Source organism: Acinetobacter sp. GW821-FHT01C12 (genome assembly GCF_059422625.1).
Map to the genome: position 1 here is coordinate 299,127 of NZ_JBWKXD010000003.1, position 22,049 is coordinate 321,175.

The following is a 22,049-nucleotide window of genomic DNA, read 5'->3' on the forward strand; positions in this document are numbered from 1 at the left end:
AGGATTGGGGAGGATTACTTACTGACAAGCTTCACAATCTGGATTGTCGATTGAACATGCTTGTGGTACTGGTGCTGCTTGAGCGAAACCATCTTCTTCAGCAGGCGCTTCGGGTTTGGTTTCTTGAGCAACCGCAGCCACTGGTGCAGCAACAGTTGTTGCTTTTACTGCGTTTAAAGCACCCGTGTTAATGGTTGATTTTTCCGCAGAGGTTGCACCTAATGCACGGAGGTAATAAGTGGTTTTAAGACCACGTAACCAAGCCATCTTATAAGTGATGTCTAGTTTCTTACCATTTGCACCAGCGATATAAAGGTTCAATGACTGTGCTTGGTCGATCCATTTTTGACGACGTGATGCAGCATCTACGATCCAACGTGTATCGACTTCAAATGCAGTCGCAAAAATTGCTTTTAACTCTTCAGGGATACGTGCAATTTTTTGTACTGAACCCTCAAAGTGTTTCAAGTCGTTAACCATCACAGAGTCCCAAAGACCACGATCTTTTAACGCACGTACCAAGTACGGGTTGATCACTGTAAATTCACCAGAAAGGTTAGATTTTACATAAAGGTTTTGGAACGTCGGTTCGATAGACTGTGAAACGCCACAAATGTTTGAAATGGTTGCTGTAGGTGCAATCGCCATCACATTTGAGTTACGCATACCGTCTTTTTGAACTTTAGTACGTAATGTATCCCAGTCCAAACGTTGAGTACGGTCAACTTCAAACATACGCTCTGGACGTGATTTTGCAACGATATCTAAAGAGTCGATTGGCAGGATCCCTTGATCCCACAATGAACCTTTAAATGTTGAATACACACCACGTTCAACAGCAAGGTCGCTTGATGTTTGAATCGCGTAGTAGCTGATTACTTCCATCGATTCATCAGCAAAATCTACCGCTGCATCAGAACCATAACCCATACCCAATTCATATAAAGCATCTTGGAAGCCCATGATACCCATACCGACAGGGCGGTGTTTCATATTTGAATTACGTGCTTGTTCAACTGCGTAGTAGTTGATGTCAATTACGTTGTCGAGCATACGAACAGCAGTTTTAACTGTGCGCGCTAATTTTTCACGGTCTAAAGCACCACCTTGAACGTGTTGTACAAGGTTGATTGAACCTAAGTTACATACTGCGATTTCATCTTTATTGGTATTTAAAGTGATTTCAGTACATAAGTTAGATGAATGCACTACACCTACGTGTTGTTGTGGTGAACGTAAGTTACATACGTCTTTGAATGTGATCCAAGGATGACCTGTTTCAAACAACATCGATAACATTTTGCGCCATAAGTCTTTCGCACGGATTTTCTTATGCAGCATGTTGTTTTCTTTTGCGATGCCTTCGTAGTAAGCATAGCGTTCAGCAAATTCACCGCCAGTTAAATCATGCAAATCAGGCGTTTCAGATGGCGTGAACAGTGTCCATTCAGCATCTTCAATCACACGTTGCATAAACAAATCTGGAACCCAGTTAGCCGTGTTCATGTCATGGGTACGACGACGGTCATCACCAGTGTTTTTACGAAGCTCTAGGAATTCTTCAATGTCCAAGTGCCAAGTTTCAAGGTATGCACATACTGCACCTTTACGTTTACCACCTTGGTTTACTGCAACAGCAGTATCGTTGGCAACTTTAAGGAAAGGTACAACACCTTGTGACTTACCATTGGTACCTTTGATATATGAGTTCAAGGCACGCACTGGTGTCCAGTCATTGCCTAAACCACCTGCCCATTTAGAAAGAAGGGCATTGTCACGCATCGCACCATAGATGTCGTATAGATCATCTTGAATGGTGGTTAAGTAACAGCTCGACAATTGTGGGCGTAACGTACCTGAGTTAAACAGTGTCGGTGTAGACGCCATATAATCGAAGCTAGACAATAAGTCATAGAATTCGATTGCACGGTCTTCACGCTGTTCTTCATTTAATGCAAGTCCCATTGAAACACGCATAAAGAACAATTGCGGAAGTTCGAAACGTACATCATTTGAATGAATGAAGTAACGGTCAAATAAAGTCTGTAAACCTAAATAGGTAAATTGGTTTGAACGTTCTGGTTTGATCGCTGCTGCCAATTTCGCAAGGTCAAAGTTTAAAAGCTCAGGAGAGAGAAGCTCAAGCTCGATACCTTTGTTTAAATAAGTTTCGAGCGCATCGCCTTCAATAGTATCTGTGGCTAAACCTAAGAATTTTAAACCTGTCGCAACCAAGTCATCACGTAATAAACGTGCAGTTACATAAGTATAGTTTGGTTCTTGTTCGATACGGGTACGTGTCGCCATCATCATTGTGGTTGAGATGTCTGACTGTTTTACACCGTTATATAAGTTTTTAACTGTTTCATCGACAATGGCTTGAACATTGATGCCTTCTAAGCCTTCACTTGCTTTTTCAATCGTGGCTTGAAGTTTGCCCAAATCTAGAGGCTGAAGCTGACCGTTCGCATCTGTGATTTGTAAGGTTGGGTGATGATGAGCACCGGTTTGTTTACGTGCATCAGAACGTTGTTCACGATAGATCACATATGCACGTGCAACTTTTTGTTCGCCTGTACGCATAAGCGCCAATTCAACTTGGTCTTGAATTTCTTCAATGTGAATTGTTCCGCCAGAAGGTAAACGACGATTAAAAGTATTCATCACCATCTCTGTGAGCTGAGTGATGCGATCATGAATACGGCTTGAATCTGCACTTTGTTGACCTTCTACAGCCAAAAAAGCTTTACCAATTGCTACAGAGATTTTATCTGCATCAAAAGCGGCAACATCACCAGTGCGTTTAATCACTTGTAGTTGACCAGGGGTTGTAATGGCGTTCATTGTCAGCGTAGCTCCATTGTCATCATTGTTATGTTTATGGACCATTTGAATCGGACAAACTGCAAAATTTGTTGTCACGATGTTTGAGGACTAAACACAATACTTAGTGGTTTAATTTAATTTAGAACACAAGATACGGTAATTTTAAGGGTAGATCAATATTGACATTTCAAGAATATTTTATCCCTGAAAAGTAAATTTTTATTTGCATCTTTTTACCTCAAAGCGTCATTTTTGTTATATGCCTTATGAGACAAGCACATAGCATAGCAAAGACTCCGCAGAGTGCTTATAGATAAGTGTGTGGATAACTCAAAAAACGATAAACTGATGAGACAGAATATGAACAATGAAATATTTTGTATAAAAATTAGTCCAGCTATTGATTGTCTTGAAGAAATTTAAAAATGATGTGTATTGATTTTATAAAACTGCCTACAATTCAATAGTTAATAAAAATATAACAAATTGATACGCTCATGTATCAGTTTGGTGAATGAGGTCTTGTTTACATTGTAAACGTGTGTATATTGCAAAACATAGTGTGTTGAATCTGCGAGATTTGTAGCAGACTCCAAAATCAAATATAGGGGCAAATAGATGAGCCAAGAAGAAAAGTTACCAAAGATTCTGATTGTTGAAGATGACGAGCGCCTAGCTCGCTTAACTCAGGAATACTTAATTCGCAATGGATTGGAAGTTGGGGTAGAGCCAGATGGTAACCGTGCGATTCGCCGCATCATTGCTGAACAACCAGACTTGGTTGTGTTGGATGTGATGTTGCCGGGTGCAGATGGTTTAACCGTTTGTCGTGAAGTTCGTCCACATTATCATCAACCGATTTTGATGTTGACTGCACGTACTGAAGATATGGACCAAGTTCTTGGTTTAGAAATGGGTGCAGACGACTATGTTGCTAAGCCTGTTCAACCGCGTGTATTGCTTGCACGTATTCGTGCATTATTACGTCGTACAGATAAAGCACCTGAAGATGAAGTTGCACAACGTATTGAATTTGACGATCTTGTGATCGACAATGGCGGTCGTTCAGTGACACTTAATGGTGAGTTGGTTGATTTCACCAGTGCTGAATATGATCTACTCTGGTTATTGGCATCGAATGCAGGCCGTATCTTATCGCGTGAAGACATCTTTGAACGTCTCCGTGGTATTGAATATGATGGTCAAGACCGTTCGATTGACGTACGTATTTCACGTATTCGTCCAAAAATTGGTGATGATCCTGAAAATCCGAAACGTATTAAAACTGTACGTAGTAAAGGTTATTTGTTTGTTAAAGAGACTGGTCTATAAACGATGGGTCAGTCATCTAAGATGCTTGTCCATCACAGGACAGGCATAAAGAAGGTTAGTTTGCGTGTCTAAACACAGTATATTTTTGCGCATCTATGCAGGATTAGTCATTCTTGTTGTGTTGGTTGCCTTGTTTGGATATTTACTTGTCCAAATAATTAATTATCAACGTGCGCAGGAATATCGTGAGTCTCTCACAGATGGAATTTCATTTGTGATCAGTGAAGGTGTGGCACGTCAGCAAACTGAACAGCAGCGCCTAGATTGGATTTCAGATGCGTCTGATCTATTAGAACTTCCCATTTATTATCTCGAAGCACGCAAAGTTGACTTATCTCGTACTGAAGAAAAACGTATAGAAAGTCAAAAAGCAGTGGTGCGTTATGATGCGGAACAAGGGATTGCCTATCTAGTTATAGGGATCAGAAATGACCCCAAGCACTATTTATATATCAAAGTCGATCAAATTGGCGAACGCCAAATGAAGGCACTTCCGGTATTTATTCTGGATTATTTGGTCTATTATCCCGGTCAAGAACAAGAATATCTTAAGAAAATTCAACAACATTTCTCTTATCATGTTGGTGTGGAAAAGATTTCTCAGCTCAATCTCGATTCCGAGCAAATTGGTCGTTTAAGATCAGATCAAAGTGTGATTTTATGGCGTGACAGTGCAACTGTACGTGGTACCACCATTTCGATTGTTTCACCCTTACCAAACTCACCTACAGATGTGTTAGTGCTTGGCCCCGTTCCAATGTTTAACTGGATGCCCGTCAAATTGGCAGCAGGAATTACATTGCTGAGTATGTTCTTACTCTGTTTGGGGGTGTATGGCTTGATTGTGCCGATGCAACGCAAGTTGAAACAGGTGAATGAAGCCTTGGATGTGATGAGAACAGGGGATATGTCGCAACGTGTACCTGTTGAAGGTTATGATGAAATGGCCAGTCTAGCCACCAGTTATAACAGCATGTCTGACCATATACAGCGTTTGATTGAAGCACAGCGTGAGTTAATGCGTGCAGTATCACATGAGTTACGTACACCTGTGGCGCGAATCCGTTTTGGTATGGAAATGCTGGCAGATGAAGATGACCATGAATATCGTTTGCAACAAGTCGAGATGATTGATAAAGACATCGAAGCGTTAAATACGCTGATTGATGAAATCATGACCTATGCGAAATTAGAGCAAGGTACACCATCATTAGATTTTGAAAAAATTGTATTGATTGATGTATTAAAACAGGTTGCGGTAGAAACTGAAGCATTAAAAACGCAAAAGATTATCCATCTTAATCCACTTTCATCTGATGTGATTGTGGATGCAGAACGTCGTTATTTACATCGTGTTGTACAAAACTTGGTGGGAAATGCGATACGTTACTGTGATCATCAGGTCAATATTAGTGGTGGCGTCAATCACCAGACCAACATGGCCTATGTCTGTGTGGAAGATGATGGCCCAGGGATTCCAGAGGAAGACCGTAAACGTGTGTTTGAAGCATTTGCACGTTTAGATGATAGCCGTACTCGTGCTTCGGGTGGTTATGGTTTAGGGCTTTCAATTGTTAGTCGTATTGCGTATTGGTTTGGTGGGACGATTGAAGTCGATCAAAGCTCAGATTTGGGTGGTGCAAGATTTACCATGTCTTGGCCTGTAGAGCGTTTTAAAAAGAAAAAAGCTTAACTGTTAAATCATGCTGTTAAATATTATCAATTAAGCGCTATTTGACTTGGTTTATCAGTCATTTTTAAAGTCATTATTTAAGATAAAACCACCCTCATCCTAACCTTCTCCCAACGGGAGAAGGGACGTTCAATACAAAAATTCACTCAAAAATATTGGATGCCTTTTGATCTATATTTTTAGAAGATTGGAATTGCTACATCCACGGCAATGCGAGAAGTTGGGGTCAGAAAATGACAAATGAAAATATTTTTCTAAGAGAATTTCCAATATATAAAGAATCAATGATAAAAATATTGAATCTTATGATTTCTGATGACTATGAGGAATTGGTGAAAAATAAACTGGCCTATCCATCAACGGCAAGTGAATATAGAGTTGCTGTAAATGAATTTGTGCATTTAAGTGGATTTGTGAAAATGACACAAATCCCTGACGATGTACTGGAGGATACAGAGGTTTTCTCTCTCAAAGGAGATCGTGTTAATAAACATATAATCGATGTCCAATTATGGTTTGATGATTCTAAATCAGATTTATATGCTGTTTTTTGTGCGCCAATAAATGCAAGTAAACTATTACATTTGTATGATATTCGCGTTATGTAAAAATAACGATATCTATCGGAACATCAAAACGTACTCTATTGTTGACCTTTCTAAGCATAATTAGGTAGACCAAACTGAATAGCTTGAGCATTGATGTTAATCATATCCATTAAGGAAATTTGAATGGTGAACGCTAATTTTGATATTACTATTGATCATGCATTTAATGGAAATGGGCATCCTGCATTTATAATAAAAATTGCCAACCAATTTATTGAAATTAATATTTATATTTCAATTGACCAAGTGGAAGAATTGAAAAAAATAACAACAGATACTGTTACTTATATACAGGCAGGAGAATCTGCCAACAGCCCAGTTCATTGGAAAAAAGATGATGATGGCGAGATTTATATTTTGATCGGGGAGGATTGTGAATCTTGGGATATCGTATTCACCATCAGCATTGATTTAATTGCAGAAATTATCACAGGTATTGATGATCTTATATAAAATTGAGTTTTTTATAAGGTTTTGAAGTCACTCCGAATGATCAAGGTTTATTTTTGCATCTTCGGTTTCAAAGGCCATTGGTAGTATTGGTCTATACTGCCGCCAGTGAACTGATCCATGCCATCAACCTAGCATGCGATACTGGGTTCGACAAAGTCATCAGCTTCGAGCACGACGCCATAGGACAGCGATCCTGTTGGGCTTCGTGCAGTGTGGAATACTAGATGAATAAGAAGAATGCTATTGCGGACTGAAGGCTTAGTTTGAAATAAAAAAACCACCGAAAAATTTCGGTGGTTTTTTTATGTCTGGATGTTGTCCAGTCTAGATCTTATTGTTGAAGCGTTGCATCAGGCGCAATGATTGGCTTGCTGTCTCGCAATGCTTGTAATGCATCATGATTAAAGTCAATCAATAAGCTATTTTGTTCAGCGTCAATTTTATAACTGCTAATGATTTTTTGGTCACCTTGAATGGTATCAATACGATATTCATCCGCGATATTTAAAATCCCTTCTAGATTTGTCGTGGTTGCGGCAAGATCTTGGCGGAAAAGCTCATAAACATCTCTTAGATCAAAAATTGCATTTTGTGCATCAGCGTGTTTTTTGACGTAATTTTCAATATGACGAATCAGTAATTGTGCAAATAAAAAATAGTTTGGCTTGCTGCTGAATTCCATCTTGTTTTACCCCTAAATTATTGATTTAAAGTTGTTCATATTGAATAGCATATACATAAAAGTAGTTCAATGTGTATAGGCTCTGTAGACAATTCGTCTAAGTTTGCGACAATGAACACCTTTTATTGCAATTGGGTGTTAAATATACAATTTATTGATTTAAGTGGCGATAAGTTACTCATCTTTCAAACGGCTTTAGTTTGGGCCAGTTTGGGTGAGCTTAAGTGTGAGGTATGTGCGAAAAATGACATGATTGACGGTGCGGACTATTTCGAAAATTTAAATCAGAAAATCATAAGAGGGCACAAGGTAGGTCAAAAGTAGGCATTGAACATTTGGCGCTGGATGGTTTAAAGCGGGTTATTTCACTGAAACAAGTTGGTTTTGATAATAGTAAAGTATAAAAAATTATAAATAACTTTGTAATATTTAAAAATTATCACAATAAGATAATTTTTATCACTTGATTGATCTAATGTGACTATTTTACCACATAGAATGTAACAAAATATTTTAGATGGTAAATCCTTATATTTGTAGAAATTAGCCAATTAAATCGCAGAAAAGCATGGATAAATCGAAGCTTTTATTTGGACTGAATCAGATTAAGCTACTGATTTGTCATTTTTAATTCATGATTAAAAAATAAACTTCGGAAAAACTAATAAGAATAGGAATAGAAATTTGATAAAACGATAAGTCAGCGCTGTATCGCTGTGAATCAGGAAAAATTATAGCTTTTGTCTAAAAAATCATCCGAAAGACTTAGAGCTATTAACTAGCAACAGATGACATCAATCGGGTACAATTGACCAGATTTATTTTGTGTTTGGTGTATTTGCAAGGCCAATACATACATTCTTTGTTAAATAATAGGCCTGCCAGGAGTTATCCCCGCATGAGTGCCATTACTCCATACGATTGGGCAATCATTGCCTTCGTGATCGGCGTGACATTTTTATGTGTCTTTATGCTCACCGTTCCTTTGCTCCTTGGGGGTAAATCATGGGGACGTGCGAAGCAAGAGCAATTTGAATCAGGTGTGGTTAGTGCTGGTGGTGCACGTATCCGCTTGTCTGCGAAGTTCTACCTTGTTGCAATCTTCTTTGTTGTATTCGATTTGGAAGCCCTCTATTTATATGCATGGGCGACATCTGTACGTGAAGTAGGTTGGGTTGGGTTTTCAGCTGCAGCTGTATTTATTTTAGTTTTACTCGTTGGTTTGATTTATGAATTATCCACAGGTGCATTGAACTGGTCACCTTCAGATAAACGTAAAATCGCAGGGATTAAACCTAAAATTGGTTCACCAAATATGGACCTTGCAGAAATTACTCGCTTCAATTCAATTGAAGAGTTGGTGATGGATCCTACTGGAACTATTCCAGCTCAATCTTCTGGTCGTGTGAAAGATAAAACACCGACCATGTCTCTGAACAAGGAGTAACTCGGGAATGAAATATACTTTAACCCGTGCGAATCCAGAAGCTGAACAATATCCGCTTCAAGATCGTCAAATTGTGACAGATCCACTTGAAGAAGAAGTGAATAAAAATGTGTTCATGACTCGCTTAGAGGATGTGGTACACACAGCTGTAAACTGGGGCCGTAAAAACTCAATATGGCCTTTTAACTTTGGTACATCTTGCTGCTACGTTGAATATGCAACCACGTTAACCGGTGTGCATGACTTGTCGCGCTTTGGTGCCGAGGTTATTCGTGCTTCGCCACGTCAGGCAGATTTGATGATCGTTGCAGGAACTTGCTTTGTTAAAATGGCACCTGTAATTCAACGTTTGTATGAACAAATGCTTGAGCCTAAATGGGTGATTTCAATGGGTGCTTGTGCAAACTCTGGTGGTATGTACGACATCTATTCTGTTGTACAAGGTGTGGATAAAATCATTCCTGTTGACGTGTACGTTCCAGGTTGCCCACCACGTCCAGAAGCATTGATTCAAGCCTTGATGTTATTGCAAGACCAAATTCAATTAGAACGTCGTCCGCTCTCTGCGGTAATCGGTGATGATCTTCAGCCAGTGTATAAGCCAAAGATGATGCCAGAACGCGACCGTAAGAACGCTGAACGTATTGCAGTGAAAAACTTACGCTCTATGGATGAAATTGAGTAATTTTTTCTGATGAGTATTTGACATATCTGATGGATATGGTCATCAGGGAATTTGACAGAATTTGTATTAAATAGGAAGCCAAGCCAATGGCTGAAACTGAAATTGCTATGCCAGAATCGACTCCAGTTGATTCCCGCCCAGCATTTGCAATTGTAGAAGATCTCAAAGCCAAATTTGGCGAGAACTTTTACGTGCAACCGACGTTTGAAGATTTTCCGACGGTCTGGGTTGAGCGCGCACGTGTACAAGAAGTTCTAATGTACTTGCGTACAGTACCACGTCCTTATGTGATGCTGTTTGACTTATCTGCGGTCGATGAACGTTTGCGTAACAACCGTGATGGTTTACCTGCATCTGATTTCACAGTGTTCTATCACTTACTTTCATTAGAACGTAATAGTGATATTCGTATCAAAGTGGCGTTGAGTGAGAACGATATTAACGTTCCAACAGCGACCAATATTTGGCCAAATGCCAATTGGTACGAGCGTGAAGCTTACGATATGTTTGGGATCAATTTCGAAGGGCATCCAATGCTTCGTCGTATTTTGTTGCCAACTTATTGGGAAGGTCATCCACTACGTAAAGAATATTCTGCACGTGCGACTGAATATACACCGTACATGCAAGACAAGGCTAAACAAGATTTCGAACAAGAACATCTTCGTTTCGTTCCAGAAGATTGGGGTCTAACACGCGGTAACGCCGATGAAGACTTTATGTTCTTGAACTTAGGGCCTAACCATCCATCTGCGCATGGTGCATTCCGTGTAATTTTGCAGCTTGATGGCGAAGAAGTGAAAGATTGTGTGCCTGATATTGGCTATCACCACCGTGGTGTGGAAAAGATGGCTGAACGTCAAACTTGGCATTCATTTATTCCATATACAGACCGTGTTGACTACTTAGGTGGTTGTGCGCAAAACATGCCTTATGTCATGGGTGTGGAGCAACTTGCAGGGATTACCGTTCCTGATCGTGCGCAATGTATCCGTGTCATGATGTCTGAATTATTCCGTATCAATAACCACTTGTTGTATATCGGTACTGCGATTCAGGATGCCGGTGGTATGACACCCGTATTCTATATGTTTGCGGATCGTCAAAAAATCTATGACGCAATTGAAGCGATCACAGGTTTCCGTATGCACCCAGCATGGTTCCGTATCGGCGGGACAGCACATGACCTTCCAAACAACTGGCAAAAACTGATTCGTGAAATTCTCGAATGGATGCCAAAACGTTTGAAGGAATATCATACTGCTGCATTGAAAAACTCAGTATTTGTGGGCCGTACCCGTAATGTTGCGCAATACGATGCTAAATCAGCATTGGCTTGGGGTGTAACAGGTACAGGTTTACGCGCGACAGGTATTGATTTTGATGTTCGTAAATATCGTCCATACAGTGGTTATGAAAATTACGATTTTGAAGTGCCGTTAGAGTATGAAGGCGATGCTTACGCGCGTGTGATGGTTCACTATCGCGAAATCGAAGAGTCGTTAAAAATCGTCAAACAGTGTTTGGATAATATGCCTTCTGGTCCTTATAAAGCGGATCATCCATTGGCAGTTCCACCACCAAAAGATAAGACTTTACAAGATATTGAAACTTTGATTACGCACTTCTTGAGCGTGTCATGGGGTCCTGTAATGCCAGCTGGTGAAGCCTCTGTAATGGCAGAAGTGGTGAAAGGTGCGTCTAACTATTACTTGACTTCAGATAAGTCAACCATGAGTTACCGTACCCGTATTCGTACGCCTACTTTCACCCACTTGCAGCAAATTCCTTCCGTGATTAACGGCAGTCTTGTATCTGACTTGATCATTTATTTAGCGACAATTGACGTCGTTATGGCTGACGTGGATCGCTAAGGGGTAAACGCATTATGATGATTTTGACTGATAAAAAGCCACGTGTGAATGTTGAAGGAATTCTGACCAGCGAAGAAATCCATGAAATTGAACATCACATGGGTCACTACCCATACCCACGCGCAGCGTCTTTGGATGCTTTAAAGTGTGTACAACGCCGTAATGGTTGGGTGGATGACGCGCAGTTACATGCAATTGCTCAATTATTGACAATTACAACTGCGGATTTAGAAGGTGTTGCAACATTCTATAACCGTATATACCGTCAGCCTGTAGGTCGTCACGTAATTTTATTATGTGATTCGATTGCATGTTTCTTGATGGGTGCGGAAACTTTAGCAGAAGCTTTCCAACGTGAACTGGGTATCCAATTTGGTCAAACGACAGCTGATGGTCGTTTTACTTTATTGCCGATCTGCTGTTTAGGGAACTGTGACAAAGGTCCAACCCTAATGATTGATGAAGATACACACGGTTTGGTTGAAGTGACTTCTGTGAAACAGTTATTGGAGAAGTATGTATGAATACCGAACCAAGACCAATTTATGGCGAAGGAAACCCTGAAACTCACCCATTAACATGGCGTTTGAGTAAGCAGGAATTTGTTCGTAGTGCTGATGACTATGAAGCTTTAGAAGGCTATGCAGGCTTTAAAAAAGCGCTTTCTATGCCACCTAAAGATGTTCTTGAAGTCATCAAAGCAGCGACTGTAAAAGGTCGTGGTGGTGCAGGTTTCCCAGCAGGGATTAAATGGTCATTGATGGCACCCAATGATGGTGGTCCTCGTTACCTAATCTGTAATGCCGATGAAATGGAACCGGGAACATTCAAAGACCGTTTGTTGATGGAAAAACTTCCACATCAATTGATCGAAGGGATGTTGATTGCAGGTTATACCCTCGAAGCGACTCAGGGTTATATCTTCATTCGCGGTGAATACATTGAAGCTGCACAATACTTAAATGAAGCTTTAGAACAAGTGCGTGCTAAAGGTTATTTGGGTGACAACATCTTAGATACAGGTTGGAATTTTGACCTGCATGTGCATACCGGCGCGGGGCGTTATATCTGTGGTGAAGAAACTGCATTGATTAACTCACTCGAAGGTCGTCGTGCAAACCCACGTACTAAGCCTCCATTCCCGCAAGTTGCAGGTGCATGGGGCCGTCCGACCATCGTAAACAACGTAGAAACCTATAACAACTTGCCAGCAATTATGTTGCGTGGGCCTGAGTGGTATATCGGTTTGTCTGCGGGTAAATCTAAAGATCCAGGCACTAAAATTTATGGTGCATCAGGTAAAGTGACTTTCCCTGGTCTTTGGGAATTGCCTTTTGGTACGACTGCACGTGAAGTGATTGAAGACTATGCTGGCGGTATGCGCGATGGTCTTAAACTGAAAGCATGGTTACCGGGTGGGGCATCGACTGACTTCTTGGCTGCTGAACACATTGATCTTCCAATGGATTCAGAAAGCATTATGAAAGCAGGTTCTCGTCTAGGTACATGTTTGTTAATGGTCGTTGATGAAACCCAGTGTATGGTTTCTGCAACGCGTAACTTAGAAGAATTCTTTGCACGTGAATCATGTGGATTCTGTACGCCATGCCGTGATGGTTTACCTTGGGCGGTCAAAGCACTTGTCGCAATTGAGAAAGGTGAAGGGAAGATGGAAGACATTCAACATCTTCAAGAACTGACTCGCAAATTGTGGATTGGTAAAACATTCTGTGCTCACGCACCAGGTGCGATGGAACCATTGATGGGTGCACTCAAATATTTCCGTAGCGAGTTTGAAGCTAAAGTGACAGATCGTCCTGTAGCCCAAACCAGCCACGTAGAACAAGTTTAAGGAATTCGACTATGGCTACAATTCATGTCGATGGAAAATCGTATGAAGTCAATGGCTCGGAAAACTTGCTACAAGCATGTTTGAGTCTTGGCATCGACATCCCATATTTTTGTTGGCATCCAGCTTTAGGTTCTGTCGGTTCTTGCCGTCAATGTGCTGTTACTCAATATGCGAATCCAGAAGATACTCGTGGTCGCTTAGTAATGTCATGTATGACTCCTGCATCTGACAATACCTTTATTTCGATTGAAGACAAAGAAGCAAAAGATTTCCGTGAATCGATTGTGGAATTCTTAATGACCAACCACCCACACGACTGTCCAGTCTGTGAAGAGGGTGGTCATTGTCATTTACAAGATATGACAGTAATGACGCAACATGATCGTCGTCGTTATCGTTTTACCAAACGTACGCATCACAACCAAGAGTTGGGTTCTTTCATTGCACATGAGATGAACCGTTGTATCGCATGTTACCGTTGTGTTCGTTACTACAACGATTATGCCGGTGGTACAGACTTTGGTGTTTATGCCAATGCATCACGTGTCTACTTCGGTCGTCCAGAATCAGGCACTTTAGAGTCTGAGTTCTCTGGTAACTTGACTGAAGTGTGCCCAACAGGTGTATTTACCGATAAAACCCATTCGGCACGTTATAACCGTAAGTGGGACATGCAGTATGCGCCTAGCGTATGCCAAGGCTGTTCTTCAGGTTGTAACATCTCTCCGGGTGAGCGTTATGGCGAATTACGTCGTGTAGAAAACCGTTTCAATGGTGACGTTAACCAATATTTCCTTTGCGATAAAGGTCGTTTTGGTACGGGTTATGTGAACCGTGAAGATCGTCCACGTCAGCCACAATTCCGTGCTGCAACAGAAGTTAAAACTGTTTCTGTTGATGTGGCACTGGACTCAGTGATTGAAAATGTTCAAGGCAAAAAAGTCTTGGGTATTGGTTCTCCACGTGCATCATTAGAATCAAACTATGCGTTGCGTGAGTTGGTTGGCCAAGAAAATTATTCAACAGGTCTTTCTCAAAAAGAACAGAACTTGGTTGAACTTGCTGCATCGATTATGCAAGCTGAGGGTGTTTATAACCCAAGTATGCGTGAAATCGAAAGCTATGATGCAGTCTTGATCTTGGGTGAAGATTTAACACAAACTGCACCACGTATGGCCTTGTCTGTTCGCCAAGCTGCGAAAAACAAAGCCAAACAAATGGCCGCAGACCGCCGTACCCAAGATTGGTTAGCTGAACCTGTAAAACGTATTGGTCAGGATGCAAATTCTCCAATCTATATCTTGGCTGCAACACAAACACGTTTAGCTGATATTGCTGAGGGTGAAGTTGTTGCTTCTCCAAACGATATTGCACGTTTAGGTTTTGCGATTGCTGCGGGTGTAAACGGTGATGCGATTCTTGGTTTAGATGATGATGCTAAAGCATTTGCACAAACCATTGCGGATACGTTAAAAGCTGCGAAAAAACCATTAATCATCTCGGGTACTAGCTTACAAGATGCTGCCATCATGGAAGCTGCTGCACAAGTTGCACAAAACCTAGGTGGAAATGCAGGCTTAACATTGACAGTTCCAGAAGTGAACTCAATGGGTATGGCTTTGTTTGGTGGTTTAAGCCTAGAACAAGCATTTGCTCAAGATTATGAGTCAATCATTATCGTTGAAAATGATTTGTTCCGCCGTTTACCTGCTGTACAAGTTCAGGCTGCTCTAGACAAAGCGCAAAGCGTGATTGTGCTTGATCATTCTGAAACTGAAACCGTAAAAGCGGCGGATGTTGTCTTGTCTGCTGCAAGCTTTGCAGAAGGCGATGGAACAGTGGTCAGCCAAGAAGGTCGTGCGCAACGCTTCTATCAAGTTTATGACCCAAGCTATTACAAACCAGAATATGCCATCAAAGAATCTTGGCGCTGGTTACATGCCATTGAAACGGGTGTGAAAGGTAAAGCGATCTCGTGGACATTGCTGGATGACGTAATTGAGTCTGTGGTCAAAAATGTTCCAGTTCTTGAAGCGATTCAAGATGTTGCACCTGATGCGGGCTACCGTGTTCATGGCTTGAAAATTGCCCGTGAACCGCGTCGTTACTCAGGTCGTACTGCAATGCGTGCACCATTAAACGTACATGAGCCAAAACAACCTGTCGATGTCGATTCCGCATTAACATTCTCTATGGAAGGTTATGTTGGACCGCAAAGTGCATCGTCATTGGTTCCATTTGCATGGGCACCGGGTTGGAACTCACCACAAGCTTGGAACAAATACCAAGATGAAGTGGGTGGTCACCTTAAAGGTGGTGATTCAGGCGTTCGTTTGTTTGATCGCTTAGTAAAACGTCCTGCACGTAGCTATGTGGCGCCAACTGCGGTTGTGGCAAATCCAGAGAGTTTCCGTCTGGTTCCAATGCATCATATTTTTGCTTCAGGTGAATTTACGATTAAAACACCGGTGATGGAATCGCGTATTCCAGAAGCGACTTTTGCCGTGGGCGAGCAAGATGCAGCACGTTTAAATGTTCAAGATGGTCAACAACTGACAGTGAAAGCAGGCGAAACGACGATTAGTCTTCCTGTGCATGTGATTGAATATTTACCAACAGGTTATATCGGTTATCCAGTCGGCCAAGCACCAACAGTTTCACTTGCTGAACCTGTATCTGTAACGGTAGGAGTGTAATCATGAATGAATCTTTACGCGCACTACCGACATGGGCACAAGACTGGCCAATCGCTTATTCAGTGATTCAAGCCATCGTAATTTTGTTGGTTGTGGTTTTACTGGCCGCTTTGATGTCATTTATTGAACGTCGTTTGCTGGGCTTATGGCAAGACCGTTATGGACCAAACCGTGTTGGTCCTGGCGGAATGTTCCAGATCGTTGCCGACATGTTGAAAATCATGTTCAAAGAAGACTGGACACCAAAGTTTGTAGATAAGTTAACCTTCCGTTTAGCACCAGCAGTGGCAATGGCGACTGCAGTACTGTCATTCATGGTTATTCCTGTTTCACCTTACTTAGGTGTTTCAGACATGAGTATCGGTCTATTGTTCTTTATGGCAATGGCAGGTATTGCAGTATATGCGGTGTTATTTGGTGGTTGGGCATCTAACAACAAATATGCGTTATTGGGTGGTCTACGTTCAGCAGCACAAACCATTTCTTATGAAGTCTTTTTAGGGATTTCATTGATGGGTGTGGTGGCAATTGCAGGTTCATTTAACTTGCGTGACATCGTAGAAGCACAACGTGATGTATGGTTTGTGATTCCGCAATTCATTGGTTTCATGATCTTCGTGGTTGCGGGTGTTGCGGTAACGCATCGTCATCCATTTGACCAACCAGAAGCTGAACAAGAATTGGCAGAAGGTTACCATGTCGAATATGGTGGTATGAAATGGGGGATGTTCTTCGTTGCTGAATACGTCAACATCATTCTAATTTCTGCACTGATCGTGACTTTATTCTTTGGCGGTTGGTTAGCACCATTTAATTTAAATATTCCATTCATTCCAGATGCGTTCTGGTTCATTGCGAAAACAGCATTCTTTGTAATGATGTTTGTCTTGGCACGTGGTTCTTTAATGCGTCCACGTTATGACCAAGTGATGAATTTTGGTTGGAAAGTGTGTTTACCACTTGCATTGGTCAACCTTTTGGTGACTGGTGCTGTGATTCTGATGAATCAGGCCTAGGACAGCAGGGAGTACAAAATGTATAAAATTCTAGCTGGCGTAGGATCAATTGTTCGTTCGTTGTGGATGGTGTTTAGCCATGTCACACGCAAACGCGATACGATTTTATATCCAGAAGTGCCAGCCGAACAAATCGTACCTCCACGCTACCGTGGTCGTATCGTATTAACACGTGACCCAGACGGTGAAGAGCGTTGCGTTGCGTGTAACTTATGTGCGGTTGCATGTCCTGTTGGTTGTATTTCATTGCAGAAAGCTGAAAAAGATGATGGACGTTGGTATCCAGAATTTTTCCGCATTAACTTCTCACGCTGCATTTTCTGCGGTATGTGTGAAGAAGCATGTCCAACAACTGCCATTCAGTTAACACCAGATTTTGAGTTAGGCGAATATGTCCGTCAGGATCTTGTTTATGAGAAAGAAAACTTACTCATTTCAGGACCGGGTAAATACCCAGACTACAATTTCTACCGTGTAAGTGGTATGGCAATTGATGGTAAAGAAAAAGGTCAAGCGCAACGTGAAAGTGCGCCTGTAGATGTACGGAGCTTATTACCATGATGTGGCCATTTTATTTAATGGCTCTCGTGGCCATTGTTTCGACGATTCGTGTTGTGACCAACACCAATCCAGTACATGCTTTATTAAGTTTGATCGTTTCTCTACTTGCTGTTGCAGGGATCTTCTTGATCATTGGTGCACCATTTGCAGCTGCGCTTGAAGTGATTGTTTATGCGGGTGCGATCATGGTGTTGTTCGTATTCGTGGTCATGATGCTCAACCTTGGTCAACATACAGTTGACCAAGAACGTAAATGGTTGACTTCAGATGCTTGGGCTTATCCAGCACTCATGAGCTTCTTAGTGGGCTTATGTTTGGTTTGGGTATTAGGTTCAGACTATACCCAACATGGTGCAGTACTTGGAACTCAAGTGATTGGACCTAAAGCAATTGGTCAAGCACTCTTTACCCACTATTTATTATTGGTTGAAGTTGCCGCAATGTTATTGCTTGCAGCATTGGTTGCAGCATTCCACTTAGGCAAACGTGAACCGAGTGCAGCAGAGGATAAACAGTAATGGGCAACATTCCTTTAGAACATGGTTTGATCGTCGCAACTATCCTTTTTGCACTGGGTTTTTACGGTGTAATGGTGCGACGCAACCTATTATTTATGTTAATGAGCCTTGAGATCATGATGAATGCAGCAGCATTGGCATTCGTTGTGGCAGGAAGTGCATGGGCACAACCTGATGGTCAAATTATGTTTATTTTGATCCTCACACTTGCTGCGGCAGAGGCTTGTATCGGTCTAGCGATCGTCCTCCAGTTCTATCATCGCTTCCATCATCTGGATGTAGATGCTGCTAGTGAGATGCGCGGATGAGTTATTTATATTTAACGATTTTATTTCCGCTGATTGGCTTTGTCCTTTTAGCGGCAGGACGTAATAAACTTCCTGAAAATGTAGCAGCAATTATTGGTGCGGGTTCTGTTGGCCTTTCTGCCTTATTTGCATTGATTGCAGGCATGGACTTTGTTAAGCAGGGTTCAGTTGCGCAAGCACAGCATTTATGGACTTGGTTCAATGTAGGCGGTTTTGCACCGGGTGTAAGTTTGCATCTTGACGGCTTGTCATTGTTAATGATGGGCATGGTGACAGGTGTAGGTTTCCTGATTCACATCTTTGCAACTTGGTACATGCGTGGTGAAGAAGACTTCGCACGTTTCTTCTCATACTTCAATTTATTCGTTGCAAGCATGTTGGTGCTTGTATTGGGTGACAACTTAGCGTTGTTATTCTTAGGTTGGGAAGGCGTAGGTCTGTGTTCTTACCTGTTGATTGGTTATTACTACCAAAACCCTGCAAATGGTTTTGCGGCAATTAAAGCATTTACAGTAACGCGTGTTGGTGATGTATTCTTACTGATCGCATTGTTCTTGCTTTACCAACAATTTGGTACTTTACACATCGGCACGATTGTTGCCAATGCTTCACAAGTTCTCGCACTTGATCATAACTTGGCATTGATCACGTCATTGATGTTGTTCTTGGGTGCAGCAGGTAAATCTGCGCAAATCCCATTACAAACATGGTTGGCAGATGCAATGGCTGGTCCGACACCAGTATCTGCATTGATCCATGCTGCAACAATGGTTACCGCGGGTATCTACTTATGTTGCCGTATGTTCTCTGTGTTTGAAATGACACCAGAAGTGATGCAGTTCATTTCGATTACGGGTGCTGTAACATTGTTGGTTGCTGGCTTTGCGGCTTTGGTTCAAACAGATATCAAACGTATTCTGGCTTACTCTACCATGAGTCAGCTCGGTTATATGTTTATGGCTGTGGGTGCAGAAGCGTATCAAGCAGGTCTGTTCCATATGCTTGCACATGCATTCTTTAAGGCATTATTGTTCTTGTCTTCTGGTGCGGTGATCTTGGCTTACCATCATGAGCAAAACATCTTTAAAATGGGTGGCTTGTTCTACAAAAATAAATTCTTATTTGCTTGCTTCGCGATTGGTGGTGGTGCACTTGCTGCAATCCCATTTATCACGATCGGCTTCTTCTCAAAAGATGCAATCTTGGGTGCTGTTTGGGCGCAAGGTCAATCTGTCGCATTGTATAACTCATTGTATTGGGTTGGTGTTGCGGGTGCATTCTTAACTTCGATTTATACATTCCGTTTAATTTGGGTTGTATTTTTCGGTGAAGAAAAAACACATTATCACGAAATCAAAGGTGCAACGTATTGGGCGCCTTTAGGTATCTTGGCTGTTCTTTCAACAGGTTTGGCTTACTTCTTAAAAGCGCCAGTGATGAACATTTTAAATGCAGCACATATCCCTGCATTTGAAGTTTCTCAAGCGATTGAAGAAGGGATGCATGGTGCAGAACACCTTGCAGTCGGTATCGCATTGGTCGGTTTAGCTGTAGGCGTGGTGTTATTTGCTTTCGCTTATAAAGCGGTGCAAGGTTTTGCAGCCACTTCATTTGGTGCTGGACTTGCAAATATCTGCCGTAATGCATTTGGTTTCGATTCTTTATATAACCTTGTGTTTGTTCAACCTTATTTACTCATTGCGAAAATTTTAGGTCGTGACCCAATTGATGGTTTATGGCTGGTATTACCTGCAATCGTAAATAGTGGGAATAAATTTACAAGTACCCGTCAAACAGGTTCATTACGTGAATATGCATCAAGTATGTCACTCGGTGTAGTGGTATTGCTGATGATCTTGATCGTGATTCAGGTAGTGGGGAAATAAGATGGAAATCACAAACAATTGGATTTTACCCGCACTGATTCTTGTACCTTTTATTGCAGGTTTCGCGTGTTGGTTGGTCGATAAACTTGATAAACATTTGCCACGTTATATCGCATTAGTCGGTATGCTCGTTACATTGGGCTTAACACTGATTTTGTGGAAACAAGGTGGCTTTAGCTATGAGTTGGGGGCGAAGACTCCAACTTGGGCAGCAGAATTTTATTTACCTTGGATTAAATCACTTGGTATTAACATTCATTTGGCTGTAGATGGTCTTTCATTGCTGATGGTGGGATTGACTGCATTACTGGGTGTACTTGCAGTTGGTTGTTCATGGGGTGAAATTCAAAAGAATGTCGGCTTCTTCCACTTAAACCTGTTATGGTCTTTGGGTGGGGTAATCGGGGTTTTCCTTGCAATTGATATGTTCTTGTTCTTCTTCTTCTGGGAGATGATGCTGGTACCTATCTACTTCTTGATCGCACTTTGGGGTCATAAAGGCGCAGACGGTAAATCACGTGTTTATGCTGCAACCAAGTTCTTTATCTATACCCAAGTCGCAGGCTTGATCATGCTCATCGGGATCTTAGGCTTAGTGGTCTACGGTTCTCAGATGTCAGGTACGATTAGCTTTGACTATAACTACTTACTTGCTGTTGCAAACACTTTAGATGCTCAGGCACCACATATTGCCTATGCATTGATGATCTGTTTCTTTATTGGTTTTGCGGTCAAGCTTCCAGTATTTCCATTACACGGTTGGTTACCAGATGCCCATGCACAAGCACCTACAGCAGGTTCTGTAGACTTAGCGGGTATCTTGATTAAAACTGCTGCGTACGGTTTACTGCGCTTTGTATTGCCATTCTTCCCAGCAGCATCTGCACAATTTGCCGATATTGCGATTATTTTAGGTTTGATTGGTATTTTCTACGGCGCTTGGTGTGCTTTCCAGCAAACAGATATGAAACGCCTGCTTGCTTATACTTCTATTTCGCATATGGGTTTCGTATTACTTGCACTTTATGCCGGTAATATTCTGACATTCCAAGGCTTAATGATCATGATGTTGGCACATGGCTTGTCATCTGCTGCATTGTTCATTATGTGTGGTCAAGTGTATGAACGCTTACATACCCGTGACTTACGTTTGATGGGTGGTATTCGTGGTCAATTCCAGTATTTACCATTCTTCTTGATGTTCTTTGTCTCTGCGCTTGTGGGTATTCCAGGTCTAGGTAACTTTATTGGTGAATTCCTGATCTTGATGGGTTCATTTGCTAAGTTCCCAACATTTACCATCATTGCGGCAATTAGCTTGGTCTTTGCTGGTCTTTATGGTTTGATTCTGATCCACAAAGCTTTATTTGGTACGCCAAATGAAGAACAGAAAAAGCATTATGAAAGTCCATTAAAAGACTTGAATGTACGTGAAACAGTAATTCTATTGATCTGTGCATTTGGCTTATTATGGTTAGGTGTGTATCCACAAAGCTTCCTTGATATTTCTCACTCAAGTATGGCGTGGTTATCAAATAGCTATATTCCAGTTCAAGAAGTTGTTGATGCGGCACAACAAGTCGTATCTCAACAAAATGTGGAGATCCAATAG

General features: G+C 41.5%; 18 protein-coding genes. 16 read left to right on the forward strand and 2 right to left on the reverse strand.

Annotated elements, in window-relative coordinates; genetic code table 11:
* Positions 1-18 precede the first annotated feature (18 nt).
* Positions 19-2,889: a ribonucleoside-diphosphate reductase subunit alpha gene (locus AC07WY_RS10645; RefSeq protein ID WP_081407422.1), complete on the reverse strand. Its 2,871-nt coding sequence runs from the start codon at positions 2,887-2,889 to the stop codon at positions 19-21.
* 555 nt (positions 2,890-3,444) lie between these two features.
* Here AC07WY_RS10645 and bfmR point away from each other — a divergent pair.
* The 4 genes from bfmR (at position 3,445) to AC07WY_RS10665 (ending at position 6,912) form a co-directional block, all read left to right on the forward strand.
* Positions 3,445-4,158: a response regulator transcription factor BfmR gene (gene bfmR, locus AC07WY_RS10650; RefSeq protein ID WP_004722855.1), complete on the forward strand. Its 714-nt coding sequence runs from the start codon at positions 3,445-3,447 to the stop codon at positions 4,156-4,158.
* A gap of 64 nt (positions 4,159-4,222) precedes the next feature.
* Positions 4,223-5,851: a sensor histidine kinase BfmS gene (gene bfmS, locus AC07WY_RS10655; RefSeq protein ID WP_004722852.1), complete on the forward strand. Its 1,629-nt coding sequence runs from the start codon at positions 4,223-4,225 to the stop codon at positions 5,849-5,851.
* Positions 5,852-6,084: 233 nt separating this feature from the next.
* The gene (locus AC07WY_RS10660) at positions 6,085-6,459 is read left to right on the forward strand and encodes a DUF7668 domain-containing protein (RefSeq protein ID WP_494736345.1); all 375 of its coding nucleotides are present in this window, start codon (positions 6,085-6,087) and stop codon (positions 6,457-6,459) included.
* A gap of 123 nt (positions 6,460-6,582) precedes the next feature.
* A complete protein-coding gene (locus AC07WY_RS10665) occupies positions 6,583-6,912 on the forward strand; it encodes a hypothetical protein (RefSeq protein WP_494736346.1) in 330 nt (109 codons plus the stop codon).
* Positions 6,913-7,243: 331 nt separating this feature from the next.
* Here the strand turns inward: AC07WY_RS10665 and AC07WY_RS10670 are convergent, their stop codons facing one another.
* The gene (locus AC07WY_RS10670; protein WP_004722847.1) at positions 7,244-7,594 is read right to left on the reverse strand and encodes a hypothetical protein; all 351 of its coding nucleotides are present in this window, start codon (positions 7,592-7,594) and stop codon (positions 7,244-7,246) included.
* An 898-nt stretch (positions 7,595-8,492) separates the two neighbouring features.
* Here AC07WY_RS10670 and AC07WY_RS10675 point away from each other — a divergent pair.
* From AC07WY_RS10675 to nuoM, 12 genes are all read left to right on the forward strand, one after another.
* Entirely contained in the window at positions 8,493-9,041 is a 549-nt protein-coding gene (locus tag AC07WY_RS10675) for an NADH-quinone oxidoreductase subunit A (protein WP_004722844.1), read from the forward strand.
* Between the two features lie 7 nt (positions 9,042-9,048).
* Positions 9,049-9,726 (forward strand): NuoB/complex I 20 kDa subunit family protein, encoded by a 678-nt coding sequence (locus AC07WY_RS10680; protein WP_004722842.1) that lies wholly within the window; start codon positions 9,049-9,051, stop codon positions 9,724-9,726.
* A gap of 86 nt (positions 9,727-9,812) precedes the next feature.
* Positions 9,813-11,600 (forward strand): NADH-quinone oxidoreductase subunit C/D, encoded by a 1,788-nt coding sequence (gene nuoC / locus AC07WY_RS10685; RefSeq protein WP_004722840.1) that lies wholly within the window; start codon positions 9,813-9,815, stop codon positions 11,598-11,600.
* Positions 11,601-11,614: 14 nt separating this feature from the next.
* The gene (gene nuoE / locus AC07WY_RS10690; protein ID WP_004722839.1) at positions 11,615-12,124 is read left to right on the forward strand and encodes an NADH-quinone oxidoreductase subunit NuoE; all 510 of its coding nucleotides are present in this window, start codon (positions 11,615-11,617) and stop codon (positions 12,122-12,124) included.
* Positions 12,121-13,452, forward strand: a complete 1,332-nt coding sequence (gene nuoF / locus AC07WY_RS10695; RefSeq protein WP_004819326.1) for an NADH-quinone oxidoreductase subunit NuoF — start codon at positions 12,121-12,123, stop codon at positions 13,450-13,452. The genes nuoE and nuoF overlap by 4 nt, the downstream gene beginning before the upstream one ends.
* An 11-nt stretch (positions 13,453-13,463) precedes the next feature.
* Positions 13,464-16,148, forward strand: a complete 2,685-nt coding sequence (gene nuoG / locus AC07WY_RS10700) for an NADH-quinone oxidoreductase subunit NuoG (RefSeq protein ID WP_494736347.1) — start codon at positions 13,464-13,466, stop codon at positions 16,146-16,148.
* A 2-nt stretch (positions 16,149-16,150) separates the two neighbouring features.
* Positions 16,151-17,164, forward strand: a complete 1,014-nt coding sequence (gene nuoH, locus AC07WY_RS10705; RefSeq protein WP_004819331.1) for an NADH-quinone oxidoreductase subunit NuoH — start codon at positions 16,151-16,153, stop codon at positions 17,162-17,164.
* Between the two features lie 18 nt (positions 17,165-17,182).
* Positions 17,183-17,725: an NADH-quinone oxidoreductase subunit NuoI gene (nuoI, locus tag AC07WY_RS10710; protein WP_004722835.1), complete on the forward strand. Its 543-nt coding sequence runs from the start codon at positions 17,183-17,185 to the stop codon at positions 17,723-17,725.
* Positions 17,725-18,243, forward strand: coding sequence for an NADH-quinone oxidoreductase subunit J (gene nuoJ / locus AC07WY_RS10715; protein ID WP_171066894.1), 519 nt, complete (start codon positions 17,725-17,727; stop codon positions 18,241-18,243). The genes nuoI and nuoJ overlap by 1 nt, the downstream gene beginning before the upstream one ends.
* Positions 18,243-18,551: an NADH-quinone oxidoreductase subunit NuoK gene (gene nuoK / locus AC07WY_RS10720; protein WP_004722831.1), complete on the forward strand. Its 309-nt coding sequence runs from the start codon at positions 18,243-18,245 to the stop codon at positions 18,549-18,551. Before nuoJ ends, nuoK begins: the two co-directional genes overlap by 1 nt.
* Complete coding sequence (gene nuoL / locus AC07WY_RS10725; RefSeq protein WP_004722828.1) at positions 18,548-20,437, forward strand: NADH-quinone oxidoreductase subunit L; 1,890 nt, start codon at positions 18,548-18,550, stop codon at positions 20,435-20,437. Before nuoK ends, nuoL begins: the two co-directional genes overlap by 4 nt.
* 7 nt (positions 20,438-20,444) lie before the next feature.
* Positions 20,445-22,049 (forward strand): NADH-quinone oxidoreductase subunit M, encoded by a 1,605-nt coding sequence (gene nuoM, locus AC07WY_RS10730; RefSeq protein WP_171066950.1) that lies wholly within the window; start codon positions 20,445-20,447, stop codon positions 22,047-22,049.